The organism is Paucidesulfovibrio longus DSM 6739 (assembly GCF_000420485.1).
Lineage (GTDB): Bacteria > Desulfobacterota > Desulfovibrionia > Desulfovibrionales > Desulfovibrionaceae > Paucidesulfovibrio > Paucidesulfovibrio longus.
In genome coordinates this window covers 527,953-548,336 of record NZ_ATVA01000011.1, presented here as the reverse complement: position 1 = coordinate 548,336, position 20,384 = coordinate 527,953, and the positions used below count along the sequence as shown (strand labels likewise).

At 62.3% G+C, this 20,384-nt stretch carries 25 protein-coding genes; 5 read left to right on the top strand and 20 right to left on the bottom strand.

Annotation, left to right across the window (positions count from 1 at the left end; genetic code table 11):
* The first annotated feature begins 12 nt into the window (after nucleotides 1-12).
* The 3 genes from G452_RS0104355 (at nucleotide 13) to G452_RS0104345 (ending at nucleotide 2,808) form a co-directional block, all read left to right on the top strand.
* Nucleotides 13-870 carry a single stranded DNA-binding domain-containing protein gene (locus G452_RS0104355; protein WP_022661040.1) on the top strand — a complete coding sequence of 286 codons (858 nt, stop codon included), beginning with the start codon at nucleotides 13-15 and terminating at the stop codon, nucleotides 868-870.
* Nucleotides 871-952: 82 nt separating this feature from the next.
* Nucleotides 953-1,411, top strand: coding sequence for a MarR family winged helix-turn-helix transcriptional regulator (locus G452_RS17990; RefSeq protein ID WP_022661039.1), 459 nt, complete (start codon nucleotides 953-955; stop codon nucleotides 1,409-1,411).
* A complete protein-coding gene (locus tag G452_RS0104345) occupies nucleotides 1,408-2,808 on the top strand; it encodes an MFS transporter (protein ID WP_022661038.1) in 1,401 nt (466 codons plus the stop codon). The genes G452_RS17990 and G452_RS0104345 overlap by 4 nt, the downstream gene beginning before the upstream one ends.
* Here G452_RS0104345 and hgcB read toward each other — a convergent pair.
* The 9 genes from hgcB to G452_RS0104295 form a co-directional block, all read right to left on the bottom strand.
* A complete protein-coding gene (gene hgcB / locus G452_RS0104340) occupies nucleotides 2,805-3,083 on the bottom strand; it encodes a mercury methylation ferredoxin HgcB (RefSeq protein WP_022661037.1) in 279 nt (92 codons plus the stop codon). The genes G452_RS0104345 and hgcB overlap by 4 nt on opposite strands.
* Nucleotides 3,080-4,252 carry a mercury methylation corrinoid protein HgcA gene (gene hgcA, locus G452_RS0104335; protein WP_252989042.1) on the bottom strand — a complete coding sequence of 391 codons (1,173 nt, stop codon included), beginning with the start codon at nucleotides 4,250-4,252 and terminating at the stop codon, nucleotides 3,080-3,082. The genes hgcB and hgcA overlap by 4 nt, the downstream gene beginning before the upstream one ends.
* A 220-nt stretch (nucleotides 4,253-4,472) precedes the next feature.
* On the bottom strand, nucleotides 4,473-5,306 hold the full coding sequence (locus G452_RS17985; protein ID WP_022661034.1) for a class I SAM-dependent methyltransferase: 834 nt from the start codon (nucleotides 5,304-5,306) through the stop codon (nucleotides 4,473-4,475).
* Nucleotides 5,307-5,488: 182 nt separating this feature from the next.
* On the bottom strand, nucleotides 5,489-6,001 hold the full coding sequence (locus G452_RS0104320) for a single-stranded DNA-binding protein (RefSeq protein WP_022661033.1): 513 nt from the start codon (nucleotides 5,999-6,001) through the stop codon (nucleotides 5,489-5,491).
* Between the two features lie 41 nt (nucleotides 6,002-6,042).
* Nucleotides 6,043-6,387, bottom strand: coding sequence for a hypothetical protein (locus tag G452_RS0104315; RefSeq protein WP_022661032.1), 345 nt, complete (start codon nucleotides 6,385-6,387; stop codon nucleotides 6,043-6,045).
* A complete protein-coding gene (locus G452_RS0104310; RefSeq protein WP_022661031.1) occupies nucleotides 6,388-7,038 on the bottom strand; it encodes a hypothetical protein in 651 nt (216 codons plus the stop codon).
* 118 nt (nucleotides 7,039-7,156) lie between these two features.
* On the bottom strand, nucleotides 7,157-7,534 hold the full coding sequence (locus G452_RS0104305) for a PilZ domain-containing protein (RefSeq protein WP_022661030.1): 378 nt from the start codon (nucleotides 7,532-7,534) through the stop codon (nucleotides 7,157-7,159).
* Between the two features lie 19 nt (nucleotides 7,535-7,553).
* Nucleotides 7,554-8,309, bottom strand: coding sequence for an OmpA/MotB family protein (locus tag G452_RS0104300; RefSeq protein WP_022661029.1), 756 nt, complete (start codon nucleotides 8,307-8,309; stop codon nucleotides 7,554-7,556).
* Nucleotide 8,310: 1 nt separating this feature from the next.
* Nucleotides 8,311-9,060, bottom strand: coding sequence for a motility protein A (locus G452_RS0104295; RefSeq protein WP_022661028.1), 750 nt, complete (start codon nucleotides 9,058-9,060; stop codon nucleotides 8,311-8,313).
* Nucleotides 9,061-9,162: 102 nt separating this feature from the next.
* Here G452_RS0104295 and G452_RS0104290 point away from each other — a divergent pair, with 102 nt between their 5' ends.
* Complete coding sequence (locus G452_RS0104290) at nucleotides 9,163-10,008, top strand: purine-nucleoside phosphorylase (RefSeq protein ID WP_022661027.1); 846 nt, start codon at nucleotides 9,163-9,165, stop codon at nucleotides 10,006-10,008.
* A gap of 76 nt (nucleotides 10,009-10,084) precedes the next feature.
* Nucleotides 10,085-10,741, top strand: a complete 657-nt coding sequence (locus G452_RS0104285; RefSeq protein ID WP_022661026.1) for a FlgO family outer membrane protein — start codon at nucleotides 10,085-10,087, stop codon at nucleotides 10,739-10,741.
* 77 nt (nucleotides 10,742-10,818) lie between these two features.
* Here G452_RS0104285 and G452_RS0104280 read toward each other — a convergent pair whose 3' ends face one another.
* The 11 genes from G452_RS0104280 to G452_RS0104230 all read right to left on the bottom strand — a co-directional run bounded on the left by G452_RS0104280 (nucleotide 10,819) and on the right by G452_RS0104230 (nucleotide 20,282).
* The gene (locus G452_RS0104280; RefSeq protein WP_022661025.1) at nucleotides 10,819-11,430 is read right to left on the bottom strand and encodes a 2-oxoacid:acceptor oxidoreductase family protein; all 612 of its coding nucleotides are present in this window, start codon (nucleotides 11,428-11,430) and stop codon (nucleotides 10,819-10,821) included.
* A complete protein-coding gene (locus G452_RS0104275) occupies nucleotides 11,427-12,266 on the bottom strand; it encodes a 2-oxoacid:ferredoxin oxidoreductase subunit beta (RefSeq protein WP_022661024.1) in 840 nt (279 codons plus the stop codon). The genes G452_RS0104280 and G452_RS0104275 overlap by 4 nt, the downstream gene beginning before the upstream one ends.
* A gap of 2 nt (nucleotides 12,267-12,268) precedes the next feature.
* Nucleotides 12,269-13,420, bottom strand: coding sequence for a 2-oxoacid:acceptor oxidoreductase subunit alpha (locus G452_RS0104270; RefSeq protein WP_022661023.1), 1,152 nt, complete (start codon nucleotides 13,418-13,420; stop codon nucleotides 12,269-12,271).
* Nucleotides 13,421-13,431: 11 nt separating this feature from the next.
* Complete coding sequence (locus G452_RS17980) at nucleotides 13,432-13,653, bottom strand: 4Fe-4S dicluster domain-containing protein (RefSeq protein ID WP_022661022.1); 222 nt, start codon at nucleotides 13,651-13,653, stop codon at nucleotides 13,432-13,434.
* A gap of 245 nt (nucleotides 13,654-13,898) precedes the next feature.
* Complete coding sequence (locus tag G452_RS0104260) at nucleotides 13,899-14,573, bottom strand: precorrin-8X methylmutase (protein WP_022661021.1); 675 nt, start codon at nucleotides 14,571-14,573, stop codon at nucleotides 13,899-13,901.
* Nucleotides 14,570-15,265 carry a deoxyribose-phosphate aldolase gene (gene deoC, locus G452_RS17975; RefSeq protein WP_022661020.1) on the bottom strand — a complete coding sequence of 232 codons (696 nt, stop codon included), beginning with the start codon at nucleotides 15,263-15,265 and terminating at the stop codon, nucleotides 14,570-14,572. Before deoC ends, G452_RS0104260 begins: the two co-directional genes overlap by 4 nt.
* Before the next feature lie 15 nt (nucleotides 15,266-15,280).
* Nucleotides 15,281-15,985, bottom strand: a complete 705-nt coding sequence (locus G452_RS0104250; protein ID WP_040368083.1) for an amino acid ABC transporter permease — start codon at nucleotides 15,983-15,985, stop codon at nucleotides 15,281-15,283.
* Between the two features lie 48 nt (nucleotides 15,986-16,033).
* A complete protein-coding gene (locus G452_RS0104245) occupies nucleotides 16,034-16,801 on the bottom strand; it encodes an amino acid ABC transporter permease (protein WP_022661018.1) in 768 nt (255 codons plus the stop codon).
* An 85-nt stretch (nucleotides 16,802-16,886) separates the two neighbouring features.
* The gene (locus G452_RS0104240) at nucleotides 16,887-17,693 is read right to left on the bottom strand and encodes an ABC transporter substrate-binding protein (RefSeq protein ID WP_022661017.1); all 807 of its coding nucleotides are present in this window, start codon (nucleotides 17,691-17,693) and stop codon (nucleotides 16,887-16,889) included.
* 53 nt (nucleotides 17,694-17,746) lie between these two features.
* Complete coding sequence (locus tag G452_RS0104235) at nucleotides 17,747-18,475, bottom strand: amino acid ABC transporter ATP-binding protein (protein ID WP_022661016.1); 729 nt, start codon at nucleotides 18,473-18,475, stop codon at nucleotides 17,747-17,749.
* Between the two features lie 1,063 nt (nucleotides 18,476-19,538).
* Complete coding sequence (locus tag G452_RS0104230) at nucleotides 19,539-20,282, bottom strand: acyl-[acyl-carrier-protein] thioesterase (RefSeq protein ID WP_022661015.1); 744 nt, start codon at nucleotides 20,280-20,282, stop codon at nucleotides 19,539-19,541.
* Nucleotides 20,283-20,384: the final 102 nt, after the last annotated feature.

Here is a 20,384-nt window from a genome sequence, read left to right as displayed (position 1 = left end):
GAGGAATACATCATGGATCGGATCTTCACGCTGACCACTTTTCTCTTCGACCCCCTGCACCACTTCTGGGACAGGGAGCGCACGCAGAAGCGCGTCGCCGCCGGACTCGTGGCCGTTTTCGTGTCCTGCCTGCTGTTGATCGAACTCAACCGAATGGGCTTGGCCCCGACCTGGCTGGGCTGGTTTCCCTACACCAGCCACTTCGAGGCGGTGCACATCGCCTTCGGACTCGTGCTGGTCATCGAGGTCATCAGCCTGATCTTCACCCTGCCCTGCTCCATCTCCAAGGCCGTGGGCAAACAGTTTGAAATCCTGGCCCTGATCCTGCTCCGGGGAGCCTTCAAGCTCCTGGCCTCCTTTCCCGAACCCATCCAGGTGGTGGGCAACGAGGATCTCGTGCTGCGCATCGCCGCGGACGGCGCGGGCGCACTGGCGATCTTCACCCTGCTCGGCATCTACCGTACGCTCCAGCGCCCGGACGAGGAGTTCAAAAAGGGCGAAGCCATCTTCCACTTCGTCTCTTCCAAAAAACTCGTGGCCCTGGGCCTGCTCGTCATCTTCGTCGGACTCGCCCTCCACCACATCGTGCTGTACTTCCAGGGCCTGCCCACCCCAGAGTTCTTCCCGGCCTTCTATACGGTGCTCGTCTTTTCCGACATCCTGCTCGTGCTCATCGCCCAGCGCTTCCTGCCCCACTTCCGGGCCGTTTTCCGCAACTCCGGATTCGCCCTGGCCACGCTCTTCATCCGGCTGGCGCTGACGGCCCCCGTCTACTACAATGCCGTGCTCGGAGTCTGCGCCGCGATCTACGCCCTGCTCCTGACGCTGATCTACAACTCCTTCTACGCGCCCAAACGCAACCAACCCTGAGGAGGCATCCGCCTCTTGAACTTTTTCTTGCGCGGCGTTAGTTGACGCGTCAACAATTGACGAGTCACCAAACGAGGGCTTCATGCAGTTTCTCACAAAACATCGTTCCCAATCAGCAGGATACCGGATCGGAAGATTGTTCCGGGCCAACGCCAAGCTCGGCGACCGCCTCTTCCAGCCCACAGGCGTTACGCGCGGTCAGCTTCCGGTGATCATGGAAGTTCTGCATGATCCCGGCAGAAGCCAGAAGGATCTCGCGCGGGAATTGCACGTCGATGCGGCGGCCATTGCCCGCGCGCTGCACATTCTGGAAGACAAGGGGCTGATCCGCCGGGAAGAGAACCCGGATTGCCGCCGGGACAAGTGCGTGCATCCCACGGCGGCCGGCGAGGCCCTGCTTCCGCGCCTGCTGGACGCTTTGAACCGGCACAACGAGATGCTGCTCGCCGGGTTTTCCGCGCAGGAGCGCGACGCGGCCCTGCTGCTGCTCGAACGGATCATCCGCAATGTGGAGCTGGCGCTGGAGGAGGAGGCCCTATGACCGACCGCGAACGCAGGCATCTGATCCTCTACGCCATCACCTCGACCCAGTTCGCCCTGCCCTTCATGCTCTCGGGCGTGGCCGTGGCCCTGCCCGCCATCGGGGCGGAGTTCCAATCCGGAGCAGTGGCCCTGAGCCTTGTGGAATCGACCTTCATCGCCACCACGGCCATGTTTCTGCTGCCCATGGGCCGCTACGCCGACCTGCGCGGTCACGCCCCCCTGTTCATCAAGGGACTCTGCATCTTCTGCGTCACCACCCTGCTGCTCGCCCTGGCTCCGAACATGCCAGTGTTCATCCTTCTGCGCTTCGTCCAGGGAATCGGCGGCGCCATGACGCTCTCCACGGGCCTGGCCATGCTCATGAACGCCTACCCGCGCGAGGAACGGGGCCGCGCCCTGGGCATCGCCACCGCGGGCGTCTATCTGGGACTTTCCGCAGGACCGTACCTGGGAGGAATGCTGACCTCGGCGCTGGGGTGGCGTTCGGTCTTCTACGCCAGCCTGCCCCTGCTCCTGCTGGCGCTCCTCTTCGTGCTGCGCCTGAAGCGGCTGGGCCGCAACGTCGTGGACGAGCCTTTCGACCGGGTGGGCGCGCTGCTCAGCGCGCTGGGCATCGGACTGATCGTTGCGGGCAGCGCAGGATTCGCCCATGCGGCGGGCAAGGCCGCCCTGGCCGCGGGAATCGTCTTCCTGGCGGCATTCGTATTCTGGGAGCTGCGGCATCCCGCGCCCCTGCTGGACATGCGCCTGCTGCGCCGCAACCGCCCCTTCGCCCTGGGCTGCATCGTGCAATACATCAACTACGCGGCCTCGTTCAGCGTCACCTTTCTGATGAGCCTCTACCTGCAATGCGGCAGGGGCATCAGCCCCTACGAAGCCGGGGCGGTGCTCGTGGTCCAGCCGCTGGTCCAGGCCGCGCTCTCGCCCCTCTGCGGCCGCCTGGCGGACAAACACCCGCCCCACCTCATCGCCACCGCAGGCATGGCCGTCGTCACCGTCGCGCTGATCATGGCCGCCGGATTCGACGCGGAAACGAGCAATACGGCCTTCTACGCCATGCTCGCCATTTTGGGCCTGGGCATCGCGCTTTTCGCCTCGCCCAACGCCACGGTGATCATGGGCAGCGTGGAGAGCCGCAACTTCGGCGTGGCCTCGGCCATGACCGCGGGAATGCGCACCACGGGCATGACCACGAGCATGGTGCTCGTGTCCCTGGCCCTGGCGCATTTCATGGGGCATGAGGCGGTAAGCGCACAGAATTTCGGCCAATATCTCAAGGTGATGCACGTCCTGCTCACGGGATTCGCCGTTTTCAGCGGCATAGGCGTGCTGCTCTCGCTGCGCGGGTCGCTTGATCGCCGTCCCGTGCCGCAGGAAGAGGACGGCAAAGGCTAGCAGCAGCCCTTGGCGCGCCGCCCCAGCCAGGAAGCGAGAATGAGGGCGGCGCAGCCCACGCCCGGCGTGACGCTCACTGCGGAGGTGGGGCAATTCACGGCGCAGGCCCCGCATTCGATGCAGCCGTCCCGATCCGCGATGTGCGCCCGGCGCGGCTCGCCTTCCAGCCGCAACACGCCGTGCGGGCAGACCGTCCCGCACGCGCCGCAGCCGATGCAGCGCTCCGGATCCAGGGCCAAGGTGACCACGCCCTCAAGATAACGAAACGTCTTCACAGCGCATTCCCCCAGAACGGCGCTCCCACCCAAAGGATCAAGGACGCCAAAAGGCATGCGGCCTGAAGCGGCATGGCCCGGCGCATTTCCTTTTCCACGCCTGTCGGCGAAGTGAACGGGGTGGAACCGGTGAAGTTCATGCCCAGGTAGGAACCCAATCCCACTGTCCAGCAGCCCAGGGCCGCCAGTTCCCAGACATCGGCAAAGCCCGCGGCAGCCAGGGCCAGCGGCAGGAAAGCCGCTCCGCCGGCCACGGCTCCCTTGGCTGAAAAAGCACGGCCCGGCAGCAGCGGCAGCAGCGCGGGCACCAGGAGCACGCCCGCGAGCAGCCCCGTCAGCGTGGCCGCGCAGGCCAGCAGGCCCCGCCGCAACGCAAGAGACAAGGAATAGCCTTCCGGCCCCAGGCCGGAGAGCGCGAAGCAGAGCAGGCACAACAGGACCAGCCAATGCAGACGCTGCGTCAGCTCCACCGGGGCGAGCACCAGACGCTCCGCCAAAGGGAACTCCACCCGGCGCATGGCCTCGTCCGCCTCGCCCCGCTCCAGATACGCGCGCAGATCGCCCGCACGGATCGGCCCGAAACGGACGGAGAATCCGCACAGCCCCTTGAGCTTGTGCGCCGAGACGCCCGGAGCCGCCAACTGCGGCAGGGTCAGGACGCGGTGCGACACGATCGCGGCCAGGTTCGCGGCCCGGACCCGGCGCGCGACCTCCTCCGTGGACAGAACGCCCTTGGCCGCGGCGCACCAGACGTTGACGCCGTGGGTGTCCAGGGCCAGCAGCCAGGCATCGGTATCGCCCAGCTCGCGGCGCAGCGCGTCAAAGGTCAGCTTGTAGTTGCACGTCACCAGCACGGGGGAGTCTGGACCGGGACGGCCCACGCAATACAGGCCCGGAACGATCTTGTAGTCGTTCCGAAAACCGAGCCGCGCCCGCAGGGTGCCGAACCTGTCGCGCCAGTCGGGACGGGTGCGCACGCGCGGCACGGGACCGGCAGGCGTCTCGACGAATTCCCGCACGAACGGAAGCACGGCGTATCCGGGCAGCGAGTGGAGTCCGAACCCGGACTCCGTCTTCGGCCCTCAACAGGCTTCGCTTCGACCTGAATTATCGGCAGCGGGAACATCGCGGCCGCAAAGGCCCTGCGGCGTCCCGGCGATATCGGTCATGCAGCCGCAGCCTTGCTCGACCGAGTCCGAGCGTTCCTTCGCCGCATCGTATTCTGGATTCATGCTACCTCCCGCCGATGCATTCCGACCTTTCAAGGCTGGAATACGCTCCTCCCGGAGCAGCGGTCAAATCGGAAATCCGGAACGGTGCTTCGGATTTCCGGATGGGCGCGGCAGGGCTTGCGGCCTTTGCCGAGGAAGGAGACGTCGCTGCGGATGATCAACGCTTGAGGGCTGCGTCGCAGTCGGTGCGCGTGTCCCAATAGATCACGGCCCAGCGCACGGGCGGCGGGACCGGACGGCAAAGGCCCCCGTCGCAGGGCACCAGCGTATCGGCGAAATAGGCGCGCAGCCGGGCCTCCTCGTCCGGAGTCATGTCGCGCAGCATCCAGCGCACGTCCTTCACGGCGGCGTCCAGGTCCGGGTAGCGGCTCTTGCGTTCCAGGAGAATGAAGCGCACGCTGGCATAAATCCCCAGCTCGCGCAGGAGGTTGACGACAACGACATAATCCGCCCTGGGGTTGAGCTTTCGGCCCGCGGCCTCGATCAAGGCGCGGTCATGAGGACCGTCCCCCACCATGGTGGAAACGAAGACTTTCTTTCGGGCATAGCGGTGCGCCTTCAGCAGAGCCGAGCGCAAATCCTCGACGATCAGCGAGCGGGAGCCCACGACCACGTCGTGCGGGCCGAGTTCCGGGGTATCCCAGGAGGAAAGCCAGTCGCCGTCCACCACGCGGACGTTGCTCACGCCCTCGTCGGCGCAGCGCTCCTGCAACAGCTCCCGCATCCGTACCGACGGATCGGCCGCGGTCACGCGGCGGACCACCCGCGCCAGGGGCAGAGCGAGCGTTCCCACGGCGCAGCCCATGTCCAGGACGCTCCAGTCCGCTTCCGGACGCATGATTTCCAGAAATTGATCCGAGTAGTCGCTGCTCTCCGCGACCCGCTTGAAGTCTCCGGCGCGCTTGTCCCATGTCTTGGGGTCTTCGGCTTCGCGATGCGCCGCCTGGGCCGTGCGCCATATGCCGTTCCAATCCGTTGTCGGTCCCCGCATCCGCGCTCCTTTTGCCTGGATACGACCGGAAAAATCCGGCCATTCGATTTATATATCGAAAAGGCTAGCGCCATGGGGAGCCTGCGTCAACATGCGAAGAATTTCGGAACGCGTGTTCTCCCACACAAAAAAAAGACGGCCCGAAGGCCGTCTTTTCAAATCGCGGAATCGTTCGCCGCGCATCAGAACGGGACGTCGTCCATGCCGCTGGCCTCGGACGGGAAAGCGGGACCGAGATCCTCGTCCTCGTAGCTGGGACCGTTCTGCTGCCCCTGGGGGGGCTGCTGGTAGCCGCCCTGCTGGCGCTGCTGGGGGCGTCCCTGGCCCTGCGGAGCGCCCTGGGCCGGAGCGCCGTCCTGACGGCTGTCCAGCCCCTGGACGTTGCTGGCCACGATTTCCGTGGTGTAGCGATCCTGGCCGTTCTGGTCCTGCCACTTGCGGGTCTGGAGCTTGCCTTCCACGAGCACCAGCCGCCCCTTGGACAGATAGTTGCCGCAAAATTCGGCCGTCTGCCTCCAGGCCACGATGCGATGCCACTCGGTGCGCTCCACCTTCTGGCCCGAAGTGCGGTCGCGGTAGCCTTCGTCCGTGGCCATGGTGAAGTTGGCCACGGCCTGTCCGCCCTGGGTGTAGGAAAGCTTGGGATCCTGGCCCAGTCGGCCGATGAGAAGGACTTTGTTCATGCTGCCGGCCATGTATCGTCTCCTTGAGATTTGTTGTCGTTGATCGGAGACGCTTACAACTTTTCGGCTTCTTTTTCCAGCTCCGAAAGTGCGTCTTCCAAATCGTCGCTGAGGCGATTGGCTTCGGTGGCCTTCCAGTCGCCGAGGGCGGACTCGAGGCGCTCCACGAGCGCGTCCAGGCGTTTCGCCCCCTCGCCCAGAGCCTCGTCCGCCTCCTTCGGGAGCATCCCCAGGCGCTGCTTTTCCGCAAGCGTGCGGCACAGCTCAAGCACCCCGTACGAGGCGTCGGAAACCCGGTCCTCGCTCCAGGCCAGCTTGCTCAGGCGCGGCCAGGTGCGGGCGACCTCGGCCTCGTCATAGGTGTTCGCGGAAACACGGATTTGCAGCAGCCGTCCCATCTAGACTTCCTCCTCCCACTCGCTCTGCACGCGGGCCACGACTTCCTGGATCATGGTCAACTGGTCCTCGCGGCAGACGCCGAGCAGGGGTTCCCCCGCGTCCACATTGTCGCCGCGATGGAAGTAGACCGCGTAGATCAAGCCTTCGGGACCGGAGTAGGCCAGCGGAGTTTCCCGTTTCATGCGCGAAACAATGAACATTTCCATTCCGTCGCGCACCTTGACCGAACGCTTTCCCGAAACCTTGAGTTTCTGGTCCAGCTCGGGCACGAAATAATATTTCGCGCGTTCCGGGGCCGTAAAGAGATACAGGGATTTTTGCAGGATCAGGTCGATGACTTCCTTGCGCGACAAGAAATGGCGAAGGGTCATCAGCGTGGTGCCCGCCTCCACGAACCGGCCTTCCAGCTCGGCGCGGACTTCCATGACTTCGCCGTTCTCCGGCGAATGCAAGGGCTTCTTGTTCCGTTCGCGGCTCAGCTCGAGCAGCAGGGTTCCGGGCTTTTCCATCCACGTTCCACGCGGGGCCAGAACCTTGTCGCCCGCCTTCAGGCCGGCAAAGGCGACCACGCCGGTATGCGGGGCCTTTATCTCGATGGTCTTGTACGGGGATGCCTTGATCCCTTCGAGGAGTTCCTTGATGTTCAGCAACGTACTGCTCTTCCTTGTTGGGAGTGATCACTTGCCTGCATGCGGTGCAGGTTTCATAGTGGCTCGCCTCGTCCGGGTCAAGACCGCGGAAAAGGCGGCACAGCGAACAGGCGGCGGGCTAGCCTTCGGGGCGGGCTTTGCGGAGTTGAATGAGCCGCTTCTGGACTTCGAGCACGAGCTTGTCCAGCTTCAGGGCCTGCTGTCGCTTGAGCTCGTCGAAAGCCAGCCCCACGATGCCGTTCTCCAGGGCGCGGACAACGCTGACCCCGGCATGGCCCAGAAACAGCTTGCGGTTCAGATACAGGGAAACGTCGTAGCGCCCTCCGGACTTGAAGCCGCCGCTCTTGTCCTCGATGGCGAAGCCGGAAGCGCTGATATCCCTGATCTCGTAGACGCGCTCGGAATCGTGGAAGCGGACCTCCAGTCCGGGAACCCGTGTTCGGAAGGCCTGCCGGGCGCGCTCTTCGCTGTCGCCAAAAGAAATGTCGAATGCCATATTACCCCCGGCCTGGAATCTACTGGCCTGTGACCCGTTTTTCAAGAATGAACTCCACCCTGCGATTCTTGGCCCGGTTCTCGGTCGTGGTGTTGGGCACAAGAGGATTCAGCGAAGCCAGCCCCGTGGCTGTCAGCCGATTCGGTTCTATGCCCTGGTTGAGCAGAAAGCGCAGCACATTCACGGCACGCAGCGCGGAAATCTCCCAGTTGTCCTGGTAGCGGCTGCCGGAAGGAAGGGAATCGTCCGTGTAGCCCCGGATGTTGATGACCTGGTCCGGATGCTGGGTGAAAAAATCCTTGAGCGTGAGGATGATCTTTTCGCCGAGCGGCGTCAGCGAAACCTGTCCCGGCGCGAAAAACACGTCGCCGGGTGCCCGCAGGGTAATCACGCCGTCCTCAAAGGTGGCCGAAACCACTCCCTCGATGCCTTTTTCGGTCTGGAGCGCCTTGACCTCGGAAAAGACCTTGCGCTGCGATTCGATGATCTGCCGCTGCATGAGCACCTGATCGAGCAAGACTCCGGCCTCCTCGTTGGTGATGCGGCTGGTGGCGATCTGATCCATCTGCCCCTGGAGCGCCTTGGTCACGGAGGTGAAGGTTTCCGAAAACTTCTCCGTGTCCAGCGTGGACATGGAATACAGCAGAATGAAGAAGACGAGGAGCAGCATGGAAAGGTCCGCGAACGTGGTCAACCATTCGTTGCCCTCGTTGTCGTCGGTTTCCAAGATGACGAGATCGTCGGTGAAGCTCGGACGCTGCGGCTTCTTGTTCACATCAACCTCCCCGCTCCTTCGGACCGAGGAAGGACGAAAGCTTCTCGTAGACGAGCATGGGGTTGTTGTTTTCCAGGATCGACTTGGCGCCCTCGAAGATGATTTCCAGGTTGAGCTGCTCCTGAAGCGTGCGCGCCTTGAGCTTGGCCTGGATGGGGATGAAGAGCATGGTCGCCAGGAGCGAGCCGTAGAAGGTCGTGAGGATGGCCACGGCCATGGCCGGGCCGATGGAAGTGGGATCGTCCAGCCGCGAGAGCATCTGGATGAGGCCGATGAGGGTTCCCATCATGCCGAAGGACGGCGCCAGCCCGCCCAGGCGCTTGAACACGTCCTGGGCCACCTGGTGGCGGCGGCGCATGGCGTTGATCTCGATGCGCAGCGTGTCGTGGATCAGTTGCGGGTCCGCGTTGTCCGCGATGAGCTGGCAGGATTTCTTGAGCACCACGTTCTCGGTCTGGACGTTCTCAAGAGCCATGAGCCCCTCGCGGCGGCTGATCTCGGCGACCTTGACCATGATGTTGATCACGTCCCTGGCCTTGACCTTGCGCACGCCGAAGACCTTGAAGCCCGCATAGAAGGCCTGCACGATCTCCTCAAGCGGAAACGCCACGGTGATGGAGGCCAGCGTTCCTCCGATGACGATCATCATGCCCGGCAGGTTGATGAACACATCGACTGCGCCGCCGATGAAAATGGCGCCCACCACGAGGGAGAGGCCGACGATCAGGCCGAGGAGTGTCGCGATGTCCATAAACCGAAGCCTATCCTTGTTTCCGTTGCCATGCTATGAAAGGTTGCGACGGGGCCGCACATTGGATATCGGCCATTTTTCAAGCAACCTCAAGGTATCCATATGCTATTTTTTGAAAGAGTAAAACACGCTGCACAGTTTATACAGGAAAAATGGGGAACTGCACAACCCGGAACAGCGGCCCTGGTTCTCGGCTCCGGGCTGGGCGAGGCCAAAGACCTGCTGGAAGACGCCGAGGAGCTGGATTATGCCGAAATTCCGGGCTTCCCGCGCTCCAGCGTGGCAGGCCACGCCTCCCGGCTCTTCAAGGGGCGCTGCGGCTCCCGCCAGGTGCTGGCCCTCTCCGGCCGCTTCCACCTCTATGAGGGCTTCGACCCCACGGAAACCTGCTTCGGCGTGCGCACCCTCGGCGAACTGGGCGTGCGCGATCTGATCCTGACCAACGCCGCCGGGGCGCTCAATCCCCAATTCGACACGGGCGAGCTGATGCTCGTCAGCGACCATATCAATCTGACGGGCCGCAGCCCGCTCACCGGGCCGAACCACGATCCCTGGGGGCTGCGCTTTCCGGACATGAGCCGGGTCTACGATGCGCAGTGGCGGGCCCGCGCCCTGGAAACGGCCCGAAGGCTGGGAATCCGCCTGGAACGCGGAGTCTACGCCCAGGTTCCCGGTCCCCAGCTGGAAACCCCGGCGGAAACGCGCATGCTGCGCATTCTCGGCGCGGACGCGGTGGGCATGTCCACGGCGCTGGAAGCGGTCTGCGCGAGGCACATGGGCATGCGCGTTCTGGCGATCTCCTGCCTGACGAACAAGAATCTCCCGGACTGCATGGCCGGCACCAGCCACGAAGAGGTCATCGAAGTGGCGGGCAAGGCCGCCGGCCGACTGGCCCGGCTGCTTGCGGAGCTGCTGCGCGCGAATGAATCCGGCTCCGCCGCGAGATGACCCCTCGCCGCTAAACCAACAGGCGAAACGGCCGATAAGACGTCAACGCCGCAACCCGCAACCACGAGATCCAACCATGAGGAACTGTGCATACCTGCTGCTGGTCCTGGCCCTGGCAAGCCTGCCGGGCTGCTCCTGGAGCAAGGTCAAGCGCAATTACGACAAGACCGCCGACTTCGTCTTCGACATCGGCCCCACGGCCGCGCCCTTGAACGCGGAAGACGAGACGCCGATCATCGACCTGAATTACGAAGCCGCCGACGAACTGGCCTCGGACCTCGGCAACGACATCGACAAGCAGTCCCCGATCCGGGTCCACCCGTTCGTGAACGTTTCCAGGCAGGCGGACCCGTCGCCTTTCGGCCGCGTCGTCGCCGAGCAGGTGGCCTCGAGGCTCGCTCAGCGCGACCTGAACGTGGTCATGGCCGAGGCGCAGACGCGCAAGGCCGCTCCGGCTCCGCCCCTGCCCGCCGACGCCAACGCCACGGAACCGGGCGGGCTCGCCCTGCTGACCAAGTCCGCATACCCCACCACCGAGGCGGACATGACGGGCAGCTACCTTATCGGCGCGGACGTCATCTATCTTTCCGCACAGGTGGCGGACAGCGTTACGGGCGAGGTCTTTTCGGGCTGGCAATGGACCCTGCCCGTGAACCAGAACACCATGACGCTCCTGCCGCAGCTGCGCAACCAGCAAGGCGGGCTGACGCCCACGGTGCAGCGGCAGTTTTAGCCGCGCCGGGACGGCCCGCACGAAAAAACCGCCCCAACGGGGGCGGTTTTTTGTACGCAATGTGCTGCCGGGAAAGGTCAGATGTCGTATTCCTTCCGTTCCTCGGGCTTGCCCTTCCACATTTCGGGCTGATCGCCGAATTCCCTCTTGGCTTCGCGATAGCCGAGGTTGAAGGCTTTGGTGTTCACGTCGCGGATCTTGGCGGGAAGCGCGTCCTGAAGGGACTTGCGCATGGTCTTCTGGTCCACGAACGGCAGCAGGTAGCTGATCGCTCCCAGCACGATGGTGTTCATGGCCTGGACGATGCCGACCTTCTTGGAGGCCATTTCCGTAAACGGCAGGCCGAGGTAGATGTTGGTCGGCGGCTGCTTGACCAGATCCGTCTCCAGCACCAGGATGCCGCCCGGCTTGAGAAAGCGGTAGTACGAGTTGCAGGCTTCCTGGGAAAGGGCCACCAGCAGGTCGAGGCTTTCCGCCTTCGGATAGCTGATCGGACCGGAGCTGACCACGAGGTCGCAGCGGCTGGAGCCGCCGCGCGCTTCCGGGCCGTAGCTCTGGGTCTGGGTGACCTGGTAGCCGTGGCCGAGGGCCAGGCCCGTGCCGAGCACGCGCCCCAGGGTGATGATGCCTTGGCCGCCCAGGCCGGAAAGCCGAACCTCAAAACGTTCCAGCGTCACATCCTGATTCATTTCGCCTGCCCCCGCATTTTCTGCTTCAGCGCCTGATACTGCTCCTCCAGGCCGGGCAAGTCGTTGTCCACGAACACGCCCGTGGGGAAACGTCCCTCGCGCTTGTCCGGTTCCAGCTCCTCGTACCGCTCCAGGGGGGTGGCGCTCTTCTTGAGCCATTTGTACATGTCCACCGGTCCCTTGTACTTGTTCTTGCGCCCGAACTGGGTATGGCAGGGGGAAACGACCTCCACCATGCTGAAGCCCGGATGCTGGAGCGCCTGGATGATCAGCTTGTCGAGCTGCTGGGCGTGGAACGAGGTGCCCCGGGCCACGAAGTTGGCCCCGGCCGCCCGGACCAGATCCACCACGTCGAAGCCTTTTTCCAGCTGGCCGTAGGGCGAGGTCATGGAAAAGGAGCCGTGGGGCGTGGTCGGCGAGCACTGGCCGCCGGTCATGCCGTAGATGTTGTTGTTCAGCACCAGCGCGGTGATGCCGATGTTGCGGCGCGCTGCGTGGATCAGATGGTTGCCGCCGATGGAGAGCGCATCGCCGTCGCCCATGATGCAGATCACGTTCAGATTCGGCTTGGCCATCTTGATGCCCGTGGCGAAGGTCAGCGCACGGCCGTGGGTGGTGTGGACCGTATTGAAGTCCACGTAGACCGCCAGGCGTCCGGAACAACCGATTCCCGCCACGATGACCACGTCGTCCTTTTCCAGGCCGAGGCAGTGGACCCCGCGGATGAGCGCGCCCAGAGCGATGCCGTGGCCGCAGCCGGGGCAAAGCACGTGCGGGAATTTCTTGTTGTGCCGCAGATACTTGTGAATGATATGGTTCCCGATAACTTCTGACATGGCTACACCTGCATGATCGCCTTGAGGATTTCCGAGGGGGTGATGATCTGGCCGTCCACGCGGTTCAGCGCCCGCACCATGGTCTTGCCGTTGTTCACCCGCTTCACCTCGCGCGACATCTGGCCCATGTTCATTTCAGGCACGATGATCGCCCGGGCGTGGCCCATGACTTTTTCCGTGGCCGCGCGGGGATAGGGGAAGAGGGTCTTCAGCTTGAGCAGGCCCGCCCGGACACCGCGCTCCCTGGCCTGGTCCACGGCGTAGGCCGCGGAGCGGGCCACCGAACCGTAGGCCACGACGCAGACCTCGGCGTCCTCGCAGAGGTATTCCTCGGTCAGGGAAACCTGCGGCAGGAACTGGTCGATCTTGCGGAACATGCGCCCGATGAGATCGACGACCTCTTCGGGCCGCGAGGTCGGGAAGCCGTTGGCGTCGTGCGTCAGGCCCGTGACGTGGAAGCGGTAGCCCGAACCGATGGGGGGCATGGGCGGCACGCCGCGCACCGTCTCCTCGAAGGGTTTGTACCACTCCGGCGGCATGGTCGGCACCACGCGGTTGAAGACCTCGTACTCGTCTTCCCTGGGAATGATGATTTTTTCGCGGGTATGCGCGGTGATCTCGTCCAGAAGCAGAATCACCGGGGTTCTGAATTTTTCGGCCATGTTGAAGGCCGTGATGGTCATCTCAAGGCATTCCTGCACGTTGGACGCGGAAAGCACGATCACGGAATGGTCGCCGTGGGTGCCCCAGCGCGCCTGCTGCACGTCGCCCTGGGCCGGGCTCGTGGGCAGGCCCGTGGAAGGGCCGCCGCGCATGACGTTGACCAGGACCAGCGGCGCCTCGACCATGCATGCGTAGCCGAGGTGCTCCTGCATGAGCGAAAAGCCCGGACCGGACGTGGCCGTCATGGCCTTGCAGCCGGCGAGAGATGCGCCGATCACCGCGCCGAGGCTGGCAATTTCGTCCTCCATCTGAAGGAAAACCCCGTCCGGCGTCTTGGGCAGACGCTGGGCCATGATTTCCATGACCTCGCTGGAGGGGGTGATCGGATAGCCGCCGTAAAAATTGCACCCCGCGAGCAGGGCGCCTTCGACAACGGCCTCGTTCCCCTGAGCGAAAAGTTCCTTGTGTTTCTTCTTTCTACCGACCGCCATGTCTCACCGCCTCACTTGGGACACCGTTCAATTTCCGAAACGACGATGGCGAAATCCGGACAGTGCAATTCGCAGAAGCCGCAATGAATGCAGTCCTCCTCGCGCACCGCCCGGGCCTTGCCCTGACCGTCGAGCTCGATGACCTTGGCCGGGCAGAATGCAACGCAAATGCCGCAGCCCTTGCACCAGTCCGGATAGATGGTGACCTTGCTGTTTCCCTTCTCCTTGGCCATGACCCCACCTGAAATGGTTGAATTGTGACCCGTCGTCGGATCGTTACACGAATCGGCCACTACCACCATTGATGGGGCATTGCAAACGCTTTCGGGAAATAGATTATTCAGGAAGCGGAAAAGAGCGGGCGTGGAAATCCAGGGTAAGAGTGCGGGTATCAAAAGGAAAAAAAGCGCCGGGCCGCTCCGGAAAAAACCTGAAACGCCGTTTGCAGAAAATCACTTTCCGACCGGATCGAGAGGAATCAGCCGCGCAGAACCACGTCGGCCAGCGCGTTGATCACGCTGGCGGCCAGGGCGGAGCCGCCTTTGCGCCCGCGAATGGTCACGAAAGGCGCAACATCCTGGGAAAGAAGAAGTTCTTTTGATTCGGCAGCGTTCACAAAGCCCACGGGCATGCCCACCACCAGCGCGGGCGCAGTCCGCCCGGCCCGGACGTGCTCCAGAAGTCGGATCAACGCAGTGGGCGCGTTGCCCACGACCCAGATGTCCGGGGCGTCCGGCAAAGGCGCCCCGCCCGCTGCGCCAACGGCCACATCCACGGCTGCCAGCGCCCGCGTGGTTCCGTTCTCCCGGGCCAGTTCCGCCACGCGCGGATCGTTCATGAGGCAGGTCACGGAACAGCCCAGCGGCTCCATCCTGCGGAGCGGGATTCCAGCCCGGGCCATCTCCGTATCCGTGACGATGCGTGCTCCTGCCTTGAGCGCCGCCACTCCGGCGCGCACGGCGTCGGCGTGGAACCGGACAAGCTCCAGCAGCTCGAAGTCCGCGGTGGTATGGATCATGCGCCGGACCACTTCCCACTCCACGCCCGCAAAGGGGCGCGGTTCCGGCACTTCCGAATCGATGATGCCCAGGGATCGGTTTTCGATCTCCTGCGGCATGCGGGCCGGATCCAGCCGAATATTGCTCTCGCTCATGCGCCCTCCTCTGCTTCGTTTTGTTCCGCCTGCGCAATGGCCACGGAGGAAGACGTGCCGACGCGGTCCGCTCCCGCCGCGAGCATGGCCCTGGCCGTGGCGAGATCGCGGATGCCGCCGCTGGCCTTGACGCCCATCCCCGGACCGACCACGGAGCGCATCAAGCGGACGTCGGCGGCGGTGGCTCCGCCGGGAGCGAACCCCGTGCAGGTTTTGACGAACGCGGCTCCGGCCTCGGCGCAGATCGCGCAGGCCAGCCTCTTTTCCTCGTCCGAGAGCAGCCCGGTTTCGATGATGACCTTGACCGGAACGCCGGGCACGGCCCGGACGACCCCGGCCACGTCCTCGCGCACGAGGTCGTGCTCCCCCGCCGCCAGAGCGCCGAGGGAGAGCACCATGTCGATCTCGCGCGCGCCGTCCCGAACGGCGGCTTCGGCCTCAAAAGCCTTCACGCGGCTCAAGGTCGCGCCGAGGGGAAACCCCACGACGGTGATGGGCAGCGGGACATGGCCGGAAAGCAGCGAGGCGGCCCGCGCCACATGCCAGGCATGGACGCAGACCGCCTTGAACCCGAAGCGGACGGCCTCGGCGCAGAGGCGTTCCACATCGGCGGGAGTGGCGCGGGCCGCCAGCAGAGTGTGATCGATGCGGGCCGCCACGGGCAGCGGCGTGCCGGACGGCGTATTCGTCATTCCTCTTCCTTCGCCCTAGCGGTCGCGGGCTTGATAGCGGGAAATCTTCTTCTCCAGACTGCGGCTGTAGGACGTCAGAATGTAGCAGACCACGAAGTAGAGGATGGCGATGGTGATGTAGATTTCGAAAGAGATGCGCGTTTCCCGGTTGTCCACCTGCACGGCGGTGCGCATCAGCTCGTTCACGCCGATGATGTAGGCCAGGGAGGTGTCCTTGGTCAGGGACACGAACTGGTTCACGAACGAGGGGATCATGTTGCGCAGGGCCTGCGGCAGGATCACGAAGCGCATGGCCTGGACATGGGAAAGCCCGGAACCGCGCGCGGCCTCCATCTGTCCGCTGGGCAGGGCGTTCACGCCCGCGCGTACGATCTCGGCGATGTAGGCCGAGGTGAAGACGATGAAGGCGATCAGCGAGCTTTCGAACGAAGGCAAGGTCCGGCCCAGCAGGATCGGGGCCAGGAAAAAGAACCAGAAGATGAGCATCAGCAGCGGCGTGCCTCGAACCACTTCGATATACACCATCGCTGAATATTTTGATATTTTATTCCTCGAAATGCGCATCAGCCCGGCCAGGAGGCCAAGCCAGAACGCGCCGAAGATGCCGATGACCGCCAGCACGATGCTCGCGGCGAGTCCGCCGATGTTTTTCACGTACGGAAAAGTGTTGGTGAGCTTGGCGGCTCCCCAGAGGAAATAATCCAGGTTGTCCCAGATCATTCCCCAATGTTCAGGTGCTACATCCCAATACGACACGTTCCCTTCCCCCTAGTATTTCACCTGAAGCATGAAATGCTTGTTGTACATGTTGATGGCGAACGAGATCACGAGCGAGATGGCCAGGTAGATGAGCGTCACCACCGTGAACCCCTCGAAGGCGAGTCCGTGGTAGGACTCGATCTGGGTGGCCTGGTAGGCGAGTTCGGTCACGCCGATGGCCATGGCCAGGGAAGAGTTCTTGATCAGGTTCAAAAACTGGGAGATCAGCGGCGGAATCACGATGCGGATTGCCTGCGGCAGAATCACGAAGCGATACGCCTGAAGGAAGTTGAGACCGGTCGCACGCGAAGCTTCCAGCTGATTCTTGGGAATCGAGAAAATGCCCGCCCGGATTTCCTCGGCGATGAATGCCGAGGTGTAGACGGAAAGCGCGATGATCACGCTGGCGGACTCTGAGGAAAAGAGCATCCACTGCCCTTCGAATTGCGAACCTCCGAGGCTGAACGGCCCGGGAAACCAGTAATAAAGCTGGTTGATCCAGTTGTTCAGCGACTCCGGAAGAATGACCCCCGCGCCGAAATACCAGAAGAAAATTTGCACGAGAAGCGGCGTGTTGCGGAAGAATTCGGTATAGGCGGCCGAAATCCAGACAAAGGGCTTGAAACGGGTCATGCGCAACACGCAGACGATGATGCCCAGAACCATGGCGAAGAAAATGCCGATGAAGGAAATCTCGATGGTGGTGACAAAGCCTTCCCACAACCATCGACCGGGCTCGCCTGTAACGGACGCTATCCAATTGAACTGGTACTGCAAAGCTCTCGATCCGTTTTTTGGATGGTTTTCTCAAAAGGGCCGGGAGCGCGGAGGCGCTCCCGGCTCGATAGAATCGCTCGGATGCCTACATGGGCCAGAGTTCGATTTCCCAGCCGGCGGGGAGATCGTAACCCATCCACTTCTTGAAGGTTTCCTTGTAGGTACCGTCAAGCCACATCTCGTTCAGGCACAGGTTGACGAAATCGCGGAAGTCGGAATCGTTCTCGGGCACGCCCAGGCCGTACGGCTCGGAGGAGAAGAAGTCGCCGACGATTTCCCACTTTTCGGGATGGTCGTCGCCAGCCTTGAGGCCGGCCAGGATGCCGGAGTCGGTGGTGACGGCCACGACCTTGCCCTGCTTCAGGGCCTGGAAAGCCTGCGGGTACTCGTCATAGGAGATGACGTGGGCGGCGGGCTGGGCGGCGATGATGTTCTTCTCGGAGGTGGAACCCTTGACGGTGCCGACCTTCTTGCCGGCCAGATCAGCGGTGCTGGCGATGCCGGCACCCTTTTCCACGAGCAGCTTCTGGCCGTCCATGAAGTAGGTGATGGAGAAGTCGATGTTGTCGTCGCGGGAGAACTTGTGGGTCATGGTCGCGGCGAGCATGTCCACGGAACCCTGCGCCAGCATGGGGATGCGGTTCTTGGAGGTGACGACCTTGAACTCAACGCCGACGCCGAGCTTGGAGGCGATGTACTTGCAGATGTCGATGTCGAAACCGACGAGTTCATTGGTATTGGGATCGACAAAACCGAACAGGTTCACGGAGTCCTTGACGCCGCAAACGATCTTGCCTCTTTCCTTGATCTCTTCCAGTTTGCCGGCGTTGGCGGCGGAAACGCAGAAAACCAGCGCCAAAACCAGGGCAAGGACAACACTCAGTCGCTTCATAAATTCCCTCCTGACGAGTTAAGTTACCAAACGCCGCAGCGCGACGTCATTGACTACAAGATCTCCTTGAGGAACTGCTTCGTGCGCTCATGCTGCGGATTCTTGAAGAATTCCTGCGGAGTGTTCTGTTCGACGACCTCGCCGTAGTCCATGAAGATGACGCGGTCGGCCACCTCCCGCGCGAAGCCCATTTCGTGGGTCACGCAGAGCATGGTCTTTCCCTCGCGGGCCAGATCCTTCATGACGTTGAGAACCTCGTTGATCATTTCGGGGTCGAGCGCGGAAGTCGGCTCGTCGAAAAGCATGACCTTGGGCTCCATGGCCAGGCCGCGGGCGATGGCCACGCGCTGCTGCTGGCCGCCGGAGAGTTCGGCGGGATATTTGTAGGCCTGCTCGTGGATGCCGACGCGGTTGAGCAGTTGCAGGCCCAGTTCCTCGGCCTGCTTCTTGTCCATGCCCTTGACCTTGATGGGCGCGAGCGTGATGTTTTTCAGGACGGTAAGGTGGGGATAGAGGTTGAACTGCTGAAAAACGATGCCGATTTCCGAGCGGAGCTTGTTGATGTTCACGTCGTCCGCGTGGATGTCCTTGCCGTCGAAAAGGATGGTTCCTTTCTGATATTCCTCAAGACGGTTGATGCAGCGGATGAACGTGCTTTTCCCGGATCCGCTGGGACCGCAGATGACGAGGACTTCGCCCTGCTCGACACTTTCGTTGATGCCTTTCAGAACATGAAAGTCCCCGTACCACTTGTGCAAATCCTTGACTTCAATCATTGCCATACAAATTTACTCCACTCTGCGAAATTCTCGTCTTGCCCGATGGCGGCCTTTTCCCGACACGAACGCGGGGACGGCTGCGACGTGATTGATTGATTTGAAGCTTAAAGTTTACCGAAAACCATTGAAAAGTCAAGGCACAAGAGGAGCTGAAGAGCGCGTCAGGCTTGGAATAATCCGGCTTTTGCCTGCTCGGAAATCGAGCTTCGCGAGTGCGGTTTCCGGACGGGAACCGACGCATTTATTCCTCAATTTCTCACTCAAAGCGTCCAGAAATCCGGAACCTGGCAGCGTATTTTTGAGACGTTCTGCGCCTGAATGAATTCTTGTTTTTGTCAAACCAAGATCAATTAACATCAAAGAAGACTACAAGGTTTCTGCAAGATTGCAAAGCCGGCAAGCCCGTTTTCACTGCGCGACAGCGTCGCACGCGCCGCGTCATTTCGACTCCATGGCCTTCGGATCGGATCATTTTGGCAGACAACCGAGCCCCGACACATCAGCATCGCGCTTGATTTCAGCACGACACGGCACTCCGGACAGCCTTTGCACTCCCTCGACAGCCTCGCGCAATTTCATGCGCATTAACGAAATCACGGCTCATAAATCGAGGAAACGCCGTTCCGGCATTGCCTGACCGGAGAACGTTCATCATCTCCCTTTCGGATCCGTCGCGGAATCAACGTCTCCCTTGCGGCCTCGCCGAGCTATCGACAGGGATGCTCGTTGCCCCAAGCTTCGGTTCGACTCCAACTGTGACGGGTACTCTCCAGGGAATCTGATTTTAATCTCAAGACAAGAAGCTATTTCAGCTCGATTTTGACGCTCGAGCAGCGGCTGTGTTCAATATTTATTGAACCAATTTCGTTGAAAAACACGCTGGCTCATGTCGCCAACTCAACCATCATCGCTTGTTGCCTCTGCACGCATCAGGCATGTCCGTTTGCCCGGCCGCCATTTCCGCTCGCGTCCGCGAACGTCTTCGGAAACTCTTCCGCGGCAAATAAAGAAAGGGACGGAGCCATGAAGGCGCCGTCCCCTTTAGCGGATTTCTCTGTGTGCCGAGCTATCCCCGCTGCCAAACCGTACTTACCCGCGCCAGTTCCGCGCCGTCCTCAGCGCGCTTCACGGAATGCAGCCATTCCTTTTCCGAACCGTTTCTGCCGCAGGAAGACGTCAAAGATTCATGGGCTTGGCATTCCTGCCGGAAGGAGATGTCCATTTCCCTCAAAAAAGAGGTGGCCGAAAGCTCCAGCGGTACGCTCTCCAAAGCCCACTCGATGAAATGGACATTGTTGACGTGGCCGTTCATATCCATGTCGCTTCGCCTGGAGACAAGCCCGACTTCGAACTCCGGGGTTTTCAGGCGGGGCACGGCGCGCTTTTCAAACTCAAGACTCCGATCTTCCGTGTACGGCAGAGGCGCGCCCTCTTCCTGAAACGAGACCATTTTGCGCTCCGCAATATCCATATGCGCCCAGGCCGTGGTGCACCGTCCAATGATTTCCCCGCGCTCGTCGTAGATGAAAAAATCCCGATAGGCGAGATGCTTGTCCTTGGCGGAAGGCCAGGTCAGTATGGCGACTCCCTGTCCGGGCAGGGGGTACCGGTCCATCAGGATGCGCATGCGCGTCATGACCCAGGCCACGTTTTTGCGCAACAGATCCTCGCGGCCATAGCCCAGCAGCGTTGCATGCCTCCAGGCGATTTCCTGAAGATAGTTGCCGATGGTGCCGATGCCCGCCTTGCCGTCCGGGCCGCACTCGTCCACACGAACGGTAAAGGCGGCCCGGCAAGTGTTCTCTTCCATGTTTCCGCTCCTTTGCATGGCGTCATTTTTCCTTTTCCGGCGAGGATTGGCAACCATGAAAGCGTCCTGGTCGTGCCCCCAGCCGGACACCCGCTTCGGAAT